The organism is Streptomyces sp. NPDC007162, assembly GCF_040634175.1.
Classification (GTDB): domain Bacteria; phylum Actinomycetota; class Actinomycetes; order Streptomycetales; family Streptomycetaceae; genus Streptomyces.
The window spans coordinates 1-9903 of sequence record NZ_JBEYFC010000348.1 but is presented as its reverse complement, the minus strand read 5'-3'; the positions used below and the strand labels follow the sequence as shown (position 1 = coordinate 9903).

General features: G+C 70.0%; 10 protein-coding genes and 1 pseudogene. 1 reads left to right on the top strand and 10 read right to left on the bottom strand.

Annotated features, from left to right (window positions below):
* Window positions 1–94: 94 nt before the first annotated feature.
* The 7 genes and pseudogenes from ABZ646_RS31625 to ABZ646_RS31595 form a co-directional block, all read right to left on the bottom strand.
* A pseudogene (locus ABZ646_RS31625) lies at window positions 95–283 on the bottom strand (hypothetical protein); the annotation flags it as partial.
* Window positions 284–338: 55 nt separating this feature from the next.
* Window positions 339–1349: a WYL domain-containing protein gene (locus ABZ646_RS31620; protein WP_360526390.1), complete on the bottom strand. Its 1011-nt coding sequence runs from the start codon at window positions 1347–1349 to the stop codon at window positions 339–341.
* A 19-nt stretch (window positions 1350–1368) separates the two neighbouring features.
* On the bottom strand, window positions 1369–2322 hold the full coding sequence (locus ABZ646_RS31615; protein ID WP_360526387.1) for a WYL domain-containing protein: 954 nt from the start codon (window positions 2320–2322) through the stop codon (window positions 1369–1371).
* 176 nt (window positions 2323–2498) lie between these two features.
* Window positions 2499–2870, bottom strand: coding sequence for an FKBP-type peptidyl-prolyl cis-trans isomerase (locus tag ABZ646_RS31610; protein ID WP_360526384.1), 372 nt, complete (start codon window positions 2868–2870; stop codon window positions 2499–2501).
* 74 nt (window positions 2871–2944) lie between these two features.
* Window positions 2945–3946, bottom strand: a complete 1002-nt coding sequence (locus ABZ646_RS31605; protein WP_360526381.1) for an FKBP-type peptidyl-prolyl cis-trans isomerase — start codon at window positions 3944–3946, stop codon at window positions 2945–2947.
* 114 nt (window positions 3947–4060) lie between these two features.
* Window positions 4061–5422: a Pup--protein ligase gene (pafA, locus tag ABZ646_RS31600; protein ID WP_360526378.1), complete on the bottom strand. Its 1362-nt coding sequence runs from the start codon at window positions 5420–5422 to the stop codon at window positions 4061–4063.
* Window positions 5423–5431: 9 nt separating this feature from the next.
* Window positions 5432–6691 carry an MFS transporter gene (locus ABZ646_RS31595; RefSeq protein ID WP_360526375.1) on the bottom strand — a complete coding sequence of 420 codons (1260 nt, stop codon included), beginning with the start codon at window positions 6689–6691 and terminating at the stop codon, window positions 5432–5434.
* 88 nt (window positions 6692–6779) lie between these two features.
* On the opposite strand from ABZ646_RS31595, the gene ABZ646_RS31590 reads away from it, so the two are divergent.
* On the top strand, window positions 6780–7796 hold the full coding sequence (locus ABZ646_RS31590) for a LacI family DNA-binding transcriptional regulator (protein ID WP_360526372.1): 1017 nt from the start codon (window positions 6780–6782) through the stop codon (window positions 7794–7796).
* 85 nt (window positions 7797–7881) lie between these two features.
* Here ABZ646_RS31590 and prcA read toward each other — a convergent pair whose 3' ends face one another.
* The 3 genes from prcA to ABZ646_RS31575 form a co-directional block, all read right to left on the bottom strand.
* A complete protein-coding gene (gene prcA / locus ABZ646_RS31585) occupies window positions 7882–8640 on the bottom strand; it encodes a proteasome subunit alpha (RefSeq protein ID WP_360526369.1) in 759 nt (252 codons plus the stop codon).
* A gap of 71 nt (window positions 8641–8711) precedes the next feature.
* Window positions 8712–9557 carry a proteasome subunit beta gene (gene prcB, locus ABZ646_RS31580; RefSeq protein WP_360526366.1) on the bottom strand — a complete coding sequence of 282 codons (846 nt, stop codon included), beginning with the start codon at window positions 9555–9557 and terminating at the stop codon, window positions 8712–8714.
* On the bottom strand, window positions 9509–9903 hold a 395-nt coding region (locus ABZ646_RS31575; protein WP_360526363.1), incomplete at its 5' end, for an endonuclease VII domain-containing protein. The genes ABZ646_RS31575 and prcB, both read right to left, overlap by 49 nt.

Sequence of the window (9903 nt, the reverse complement as noted above, 5' to 3'; positions counted from 1 at the left end):
GGTGCGGAGGGCGGCCGGGACCGGCAGCGTTCCGCACCGCCGTCTCCTGTGCTCACCGGGGAGCGAACTCCACCGGCAGGGACGTCAGGGAGCGGGTGAAGGAGTAGAACGTCGTCTTGCTGGTGGCCCCGATGGCCAGGCGCAGGGCGCTCGCCGCGAGCTCGAAGCTGCCCCGGCAGTCCGGGCAGCCGGCCCTGAACACCACGGGGACCACTCTTCTCATCCCGGCGAATGCGGTCGCGACCGTGATCTCCCCCGCGCCGGAACCCGAAGACTCGCTCAAATCCCTCGCCCCTCCTTCTTGGTCGTTCGCCGTCAAGGCGCCGTCGCCCCGGGGCTCACTCACGCCCGTGCTGATCGGTGCGTACGACACGGTCGTACGCCGCCAATGCCTCGCGGGCCGCCCGGCGGGCGCTGTCGGCCAGCTCGGGCGGTGACACGATCCGGCCGTCGCCGCCCAGCCTGAGCGCCAGCCGGCGCAGGGAGGCCGGATCGGGGGTGCGCAGGGTGATACGCAGCCCGCCGTCGGGAAGCTCATCCGCGCTGTCGTGCGGGTAGTACTCGGCGACCCAGCGGCCGGCCGGGCCGACCTCGACGACCACTTCGGGATCCTCGGCGGCCGGCTGCACCAGCGCCTCGGACAGGTCGCGCAGCTCGATCTCCGGGGGCGCGGCCGGCTCGTCCAGGATCTTGATCTCCGCCACCCGGTCGAGCCGGAAGGTACGCCGGGCCTCGGAGCGCCTGCACCAGGCCTCCACGTAGGTGTGGCCGACGCTGACCAGGCGGATGGGGTCGATCTCGCGTTCGGTGACCTCGTCGCGGGCCGGCGAGTAGTAGCGGATCCACAGCCGGCGGCGCTCGGAGATCGCCCGGTCGACGTCGGCGAAGACCCCGCCCTCGGACTCGAAGGTCACCGACAGCCGCGCGCTGGCGTCGCCCGCCTCGCCGGCCGCGGTCTCCACCTTGGCGGTGGCCCGCAGCAGGGCCTGCCGGTCGCCCTCGCGGAGCCCCGGGAGGGTGGCCACCGCACGGGCGGCGACCAGGAGCGCGGTCGCCTCGTCGGCGGCGAGCCGGAGGGGTTCGGCGGCGTCCTCGCCGAGCGCGGCGACGTTGTGCCACCAGATCCGCTCGCCGTCGGTGTCGATGTCCAGCAGGTCACCGCCCCGGAAGCTGGTGCCGCACATGGGCAGCACGTCCAGGTCGGAGACCAGCTCGTCCTCGGTGATGCCGAAGGCCCGGGCGACGTCCGCGATCCGGGCGCCGGGGCGCTCGCGCAGATAGGTCACCAGGGAGAGCATCCGCCGGGTCTGGTCGATGGCGTTGACGGGCCTGACCGGTTTGCCTGCCACTGTCTTGCTCCGCTCCCCCTCAGCCCTTGGCCACGGCACGCAGCCGGTCCACCACGTCCGCACGCAGCTCGGCCGGCTCCAGCACCATCACGTCCGCCGCGAACTCCACCAGCCAGGCGTCCAGGCCGTGCCCGTACGGAATCTCCAACTCGTCCCACCCGTCGCCGAGTTCCCGGACGACCGTGGCCTTCGCCCGAAGGGGGTAGCCGGCGCCGGAGCGCAGCCGGATCAGCGCCGAGCGGTCGGCGACCTCCCCGGCCCAGCTCGCGACGGTCTCGCGCACGGTGACGACGTCCGGGACCGGCGCGGTGAAACCGGTGCCCCGGGAGCGCACCTTCCCGGTGATCCTGGACAGCCGGAACACCCGCTCGGCACCCCGGTCGCGGTCCCAGCCCGCCAGGTACCAGTGGCCGCGCCAGCACTCCAGGGCCCAGGGCTCCACATGACGTGGCTCGGGGTGGGCGGCGGTGGCCTTGCGGTAGTCGAAGACGACCGGGCGGCGGTCGCGGCAGGCCAGCATCAGCGGCTCGAAGGCGGCCTCGTGCACGGGGATCCGCGGCTCCAGGGCACCGTGCGCCTCGTACGGGTCGACGTCCTCGGGAAGCCCCGCAGCACGCAGCTTCTGCAGTGCGCCGCTGGCCGCCCCGGCGAGCCGGGCCTGCTGCCAGACCTTGGCGGCGAGCCCGAGGGCGGCGGCCTCCTCGGCGTCCAGGGTGACGGGAGGCAGCCGGTTGCTGTCGCGGCGCGCGAGGTAGCCGACCTCGCCGTCCAGGTTCTCGACGGTCTCGATCACCAGACCGAGCTCACGGAGATCGTCCTTGTCCCGCTCGAACATCCGGTTGAAGGAGTCGTCCGACCCGGCTTCCAGGTAGGCCTCAATGGATTCCCGCAGCTCACGCTTGCTGAGCGGCCGCCGAGTCCCCAGCAGACACAGCGCCAGGTTCATCAGCCGCTCGGCCTTGGCAATGGCCATCGACGCCCTTCGCCTTCCCTATGGTGCTCCTGACTGTTGACCGTACCGCTCCGCAGCGTCACGGCAAAAGCCAGTCCGAACAACGAGGGCCGAAACGGACAGGACCCAACAAACGGCGAGAGCCCGTGCGCATGGCACGGGCTCTCGTCCAGCCGCTTCCGACCGGGTTACCGGGATCAGACCGCGAGCAGGTCCACGACGAAGATCAGCGTCTCACCGGGCTGGATCGCCGGCGTCGGGCTCTGGTTGCCGTAGGCGAGGTGGGCCGGGATGGTCAGCTGGCGACGGCCGCCGACCTTCATGCCCTGCACGCCCTGGTCCCAGCCCTTGATGACCCGGCCGCCACCCAGCGGGAAGCGGAACGGCGTCCCGCGGTTCCAGCTGGCGTCGAACTCCTCGCCGGTGCTGAACGCGACACCCACGTAGTGCACGGTGACGGTCTGGCCCGCCTGGGCCACCTCGCCCTCGCCCTCCCAGATGTCCTTGATCTCCAGGTCGGCCGGGGGCTCGCCGCCAGGGAAGTCGATCTCGGGCTTGTCGATGCTCACGTCTCTAGCTCCTGCTTGTGTACGACACGGAACCCGCACAGTCTTTCATCCCGGCCGCGCTCGTGCCCGCCCGGCTACATCGCCGCCAGGATGTCCACCGAGAACACCAGCGTGGACCCCTTCTTCACCACACCACCGCTCGGCGGGTTGTTCCCGTAGGCCAGGTCCGGCGGCACGACGACCAGCACCCGGCTGCCGACCTTCTTGCCGGTGAGGCCCTGCGCCAGGCCCTTGACGACCTCCTGCATCTGCTCGACCGAGAACTGGGCCAGCCGCCCGCTGTCGTACGTCTGCTCGAAGGTCTTGCCGCCGTCCCAGACCACACCCTTGAACTGGCACAGGACCGTCTGCGACGCCTTCACCTCCGCCCCGTCCCCCTCCAGGACGTAGGCGGAGACCAGCTTCTTCGGCGGATCGGCCTTGGGAACGTCGATCGAGGGAGCCTTGCCGTCCGTGTTCGTGCCCACCTTCGGCAGCGCGGCGTCGCTCTGCGCGACCTCCTTGCCCGTGCTGGAGCTCTTCGAGTTGAACGAGTTCAGCACATCCACCACGAACACCAGCGTGTCGGTGCCCTTGATGCCCGCCTGGGCGTTGCCCGACGTGCCGTAGCCCCACGTCGGCGGCACCGCCATCAGCACCCGGCTGCCGGCCTTCTTCCCGGCCAGCGCATACCGCCAGCCGTCGATGATGCTGCCCTGGGCCAGCTGCAGCAGCAGCGGCGTCCGGTCGTAGGACTGGTCGAACACCTTCCCCGAGGACCAGATCTGCCCCAGGTAGTCGGCCTGGATGAAGTCGTTCTCCGCGACCGTCTTCCCGCTGCCCGCGATCACCGTCTTGACCGCCAGGTTCTTCGACGGGTCCCCGCTGCCCTTGGCCGCCGTCGGCTTCTCACCGAACTTCGTGCCCGCCGTGATCGCCGGCAGCGGCCCGTCCACGATCTTCGGCGGCGGCACCGACGACGCCGAGGCCGACGGCGACGCACTGGCCTTGCTGGAGGAGGACGACTTGTCACCACACCCGGCGAGTGTGACCAGCCCTGCGGGAACGGCGGCAAGGAGAAGAGAGCGTCGGCGCACGGAAGAGCCTCGTAATCGGTCGATCTTGCGGATGGCGTGCGCGCAACTCTACGACGCGACGCAGGCGCCGTACGGGAAACGTACGGCGCCCGTGTGGCGTACCACAGCATCCGCTCACATACCGGCGATGAGCTTCTCCACCCGGTCGTCCACCGAACGGAACGGGTCCTTGCACAACACCGTGCGCTGTGCCTGGTCGTTGAGCTTCAGGTGCACCCAGTCGACCGTGAAGTCCCGCCGCTGCTCCTGCGCCCGCCGGATGAAGTCACCCCGCAGCCGCGCCCGAGTCGTCTGCGGCGGCACCGACTTGCCCTCGAAGATCTTCAAGTCATTGCAGATCCGCGCGGCTTGACCCTTCTTCTCCAGCAGGTAATACAGACCACGACGACGGTGGATGTCGTGATAGGCGAGGTCTATCTGCGCCACCCGCGGATGAGACATGGTCATGTTGTGCTTGGCCCGGTACCGCTCGATGAGCTTGTACTTCATCACCCAGTCGATCTCGGTACCGATCCGGTCCAGATCCTCCGCCTCGATCGCGTCCAGGGTGCGGCCCCACAGCTCCAGCACCTGCTCGACCGTGCTGGTGCGGATACCACGCCGCTCGCAGAAGTCCACGGCCTTCTCGTAGTACTCCCGCTGCACCTCCAGCGCCGACGCCTCCCGGCCGCTGGCCAGGCGCACCTTGCGCCGGCCCGTGATGTCGTGGCTGACTTCGCGGATCGCCCGGATCGGGTTCTCCAGGGTCAGGTCCCGCATCACGGTGCCCGCCTCGATCATGCGCAGCACCAGGTCGGTGGCACCGACCTTCAGCAGCATCGTCGTCTCCGACATGTTCGAGTCGCCCACGATGACGTGCAGCCGGCGGTACCGCTCGGCGTCCGCGTGCGGCTCGTCCCGCGTGTTGATGATCGGCCGGGAACGCGTCGTCGCCGACGACACGCCCTCCCAGATGTGCTCCGCCCGCTGGCTCACGCAGTACACCGCACCGCGCGGCGTCTGCAGCACCTTGCCCGCGCCGCACAGCAGCTGGCGGGTCACCAGGAACGGAATGAGGATGTCCGCGAGCCGGGAGAACTCCCCGTGCCGCGCCACCAGATAGTTCTCGTGGCAACCATAGGAGTTGCCCGCCGAGTCGGTGTTGTTCTTGAAAAGGTAGACGTCGCCCGCGATTCCTTCCTCGTGCAGGCGTCGTTCGGCGTCCACCAACAGCCCTTCGAGAATGCGCTCGCCGGCCTTGTCGTGAGTGACCAGTTCGGTCACATTGTCACATTCGGGTGTCGCGTATTCCGGATGTGAGCCCACGTCGAGATACAGCCGGGCGCCGTTCCGCAGAAAGACATTGCTACTACGGCCCCATGACACGACACGGCGGAAGAGGTACCGCGCCACCTCGTCAGGCGACAGGCGGCGCTGTCCCCTGAACGTGCACGTGACGCCGTACTCGTTCTCCAGCCCGAAAATGCGGCGGTCCATGACTGAACATTACGCCCGATCCCCCGACCTGAAACGAGGTTCGACAGCACGATTTGGATCATTTTCCGAAGCGGCCACAACCACCGCACCCCCACCGGGAACTGCGAGGACCCGCCCCGTGACCACCAGGACCAGCAACGACACACCCCCCGCCACCGCCGGCACCACGAACCCCCACAGTGCCCCGCCCGCCTCGACGACCGGACCCGCGAGGCCCGTTCCCACCGACGAACCCACCGTGAACGTCGTCACGAGCCAGGAGAACGCCTCGGTGACCGTCCCGCTCGGCGCGTGCCGGTCCACCAGCACGAACGCACACGCGATCGCAGGCGCCAGGAACACCCCCGCGAGAACCGTGAGCAGCACCATGGCCACCGCGCCGGGCATCAGCGTGAGCGGCAGGTAACACACCGCCAGAAGCGCCACCAGGACCCGCAGTCGCCGCGCCGGCTCCCCCCGCCACTGCCGCGCCCCGTAGACCGTGCCCCCGAGCAGCGCACCGAGCCCCAGGGCGGCCATCAGCCAGCCGTACACCGCGGCACCGCCGTGGTCGTCCGCGTACGGCACCGACGCCACCGTGATGGACCCCAGCGCGATACCCACGAAGAGGAACGCGGCCAGCAACGCCAGCAGTCCGGGCGAACGCAGCGCACCCAGCCAGTGCGCCGCGCGCGGCGCCGAACGCCACGCGCGCGACGGCGGCGACACCACCACCGAGAGCGCCCCCAGCACCCCCAGCACGTTCACCACCAGCAGCGCCGCCTGCGCCGACCACAGCGACACACACAACGTCACCAGCAAGGGTCCCACGGTGAACATGACTTCCTGCGCCACCGCGTCCATCGCGTACGCCGTGTGGACCCGCTCCGCACCGCCGAGCACACTCGGCCACAGGGCCCGCAGACCGCCCTCCAACGGCGGCGTGAACAACCCGGCCGCCACGACGGCCGGGTACGCGAGCGGCAGCGCCCCGGTCCCCGCGAAGGCGAAACCGGCCATCGCGAGAGCCGACGCGCAGGCCGCGGGCAACTGGACACGCGGCTGCCCGTACAGGTCCACCAGCCGCCCGAGGACCGGCTGGCCCACCGCGTTCGCCACGCCGTACACCGCGGCCAGCGCCCCCGCCAGGCCGTAGGTACCGCCCTCGGCGCGCACGAACAGCACGATCGCGATGGCCGCGGTCGCGTTCGGCAGCCGGCCCACCAGCGTTCCCGTCAGCAGCCGGGCCGCGTGCCTCGCCCTGAGGATCTCCAGGTACCCCGCGGCCATGACCCGCCTCCAAGTTTTACGTATAACCCCGGCTCCCATACGTACCATGTGCGCAGTTCACACGTCCAGACGAAGGAGCCCGCCCCCGGTGGCACGCAGCAGCACGCGCCCCACGAGCCGCGACGTCGCCCAGGCCGCCGGCGTCTCCCAGGCCGCCGTGTCCCTCGTACTCGGCGACAAATGGCGCGGCCGCGTCTCCGAGACCACCGCCGAGCGCGTCCGCGAGGCCGCCCGCGACCTCGGCTACCGCCCCAACCTCGCCGCCCGCAACCTCCGCCTCGGCCACACCCGCACCGTGCTCCTCGTCGTACCCGCCCTCACCACCGAGTTCTTCGCGGGCGTCTACACCGGCGCAGCCCGGGTGGCCGCCGAACACGGCTTCGGAGTCGTCCTCTACCCCTCCCCCGAAGGCATCGGCCCGGCCCGCGACCCCTTCGCCTCCGCCCAGGCCGCCCTCGACGGCGTCATCGCCTCCTCCATGGCCGCCGACGCCCTCACCGCCATCCGAGGCGACCAGCTCCCCCTCGTCATGCTCGACAGCGACCCCGCGGGCAGCCTCGGCGCCGCCACCGTCAACCTCGACATCGCCGACGGCGTACGCCAGGTCACCGAACACCTCCTCGGCCTCGGCCACCGGCACTTCCTGCACCTCGCCGCGGACATCGCCTCCTGGACCTTCGACGTACGCGCCCGGGAACTCGCCGCGCGCACGGCCCGCACCCCCGGCACCACCGTACGAACCGTCCGCGCCCCCATCTCCATCGAAGGCGCCCTCGCCGCCACCGAAGCGGCCCTCGCCACCCCCGGCCCCCACCCCACCGCCCTCGTCTGCGACGACGACAAACTCGCCGCCGGCGCCTACAAAGCCCTGCGCCGCCTCGGCCTGCGCGTCCCCGACGACATCTCCGTCACCGGCCTCGACGACCTCGCCCTCGCCACCGCCATCGACCCCGAACTCACCACCGTGCGACTCGACGCGGAACGCTTCGGCGAACAGGGCATGCGAGCCCTCCTCGCCGTCCTGGACGGCCGCGAACCCGAAGCCGGGGACATCCCCGTCCAACTCGTCGTACGCGGCTCCACAGCGCCCCCGAGAGCCTCCTGAGCACCCAAAGGGCTCCCGGAACACACCCGCGCCCCGCCCTGGGGACTCCCGGACGGGGCGCGGCGCGCAAAAACGCGACGGACCGCTACTCGACGTCCCCGCCGGACTCCTCCGCCTCGTCGGTCTCGTCGGCCGCCGCCGAACCGCCGGCCTCCAGCAACCGGGACAGCTGCGGACCGACGATCCGCTTGAACTTGCGCTTCTGCGGACGCGTACGGTCCAGGACCGCCACCTCCAGACGCTCCTCGGGAATCTCCCGCTGCGTCCCGTTCGACTCGCGCGACAGAGCCGTCACAGCCAGCTTCAGAGCCTCCGCCAGGGTCATGCCCTCCCGGTGCTCACGATCCAGATAGCTGCTGATCTGCTCCGCGTTACCACCGACCGCGACCGAACCGTGCTCGTCCACGATCGAACCGTCGTGCGGCAGCCGGTAGATCTGGTCGCCCTCCGGGCTCTCCCCGACCTCGGCCACCACCAGCTCCACCTCGTACGGCTTCTCCGCCGCCGACGAGAAGATCGTGCCCAGCGTCTGCGCGTACACGTTGGCAAGACCACGCGCCGTCACATCGTCACGGTCATAGGTGTAGCCACGCAGATCCGCGTACCGCACACCGCCGATCCGCAGGTTCTCGTACTCGTTGTACTTGCCGGCGGCCGCGAAACCGATCCGGTCGTAGATCTCGCTGAACTTGTGCAGCGCACGGGACGGGTTCTCACCGACGAACACGATGCCGTCGGCGAACTGGAGCACCACCAGGCTGCGACCGCGCGCGATGCCCTTGCGGGCGTACTCGGCACGGTCCGCCATGGCCTGCTGAGGTGAGACGTAGAACGGCGTCGACACCGGTATCCGACCCCTTCCTTAGGGTTCCGTCGAAGTCACTGGGATCACCTTCACAACAGACGCCGAGCGCCTCAGAGCAGCGCCGCGCGCGGGCCGTCCGGCTCCTCCAGACGGCGCGCCAGCACCGCACGGGCCAGCTCGGAGGCCTCGTCCTCGGTGAGCCGGCGGAAACCGTCCTCGGTGATCACGGTGATGATCGGGTAGATCCGGCGGGCGACATCCGGACCACCGGTCGCGGAGTCGTCGTCGGCCGCGTCGTACAGAGCCTGCACCACCAGTGTGGACGCCTGCTCCTCGGACAGGTCGTCACGGAACAGCTTCTTCATCGCGCCCCGCGCGAAGATCGAACCGGAACCCGTCGCCGCGAAGTTGTGCTCCTCGGAACGGCCGCCCGTCACGTCGTACGAGAAGATCCGTCCCTTGCCCCGGTCCACGTCGAACCCGGCGAACAGCGGCACCACCGCCAGCCCCTGCATGGCCATGCCCAGGTTGGAGCGGATCATCGTCGACAGCCGGTTGGCCTTGCCCTCCAGCGACAGCTGAGCGCCCTCGACCTTCTCGAAGTGCTCCAGCTCCAGCTGGAAGAGCTTCACCATCTCCACGGCGAGACCGGCGGTGCCGGCGATGCCGACGGCCGAGTACTCGTCCGCCGGGAACACCTTCTCGATGTCCCGCTGAGCGATCACGTTGCCCATCGTGGCCCGGCGGTCACCGGCGAGCACCACGCCCCCGGGGAAGGTCACCGCCACGATCGTCGTCCCGTGCGGCGCCTCGATCACCCCCTGCGTCGGCGGCAACTGCCGCCTGCCGGGCAGCAGCTCCGGCTGGTGCTCACCGAGGAAGTCCATGAACGAGGAGGACCCAGGCGTCAGGAAGGCAGCTGGTAGACGCCCGGTGCTACGAGTGTTGGCTTCCACAAGTTTCCTTCCAGGTAAGCAGCGGCTCGGCGAGCGGCGTCGGGCTTGTCCCTCAATTTGCCGATGGCCGAATTGCAGTTGAAGCACAGTACGCCTCGGACCCTACCCGTCTTGTGGCAGTGATCCACATGCACGGGCGGGGCAGATAGACAGATCGCGCAGATCCCGTACTGGGAGGCAACCATCGCGTCGCGCTCGGCTTCGGTGAGGTTGTAGTCGCGCTTGAGGTGGCGAGGCCGCCCTTCAACCGCTCGGCACGCCCTGCAGCGGGTCGAGAGCCCGTCCGAGGCCGTGGCGTTTCGATGCCACTCGCTCCAGGGCTGCACCTCGCCGCGCTTCAGGCAGA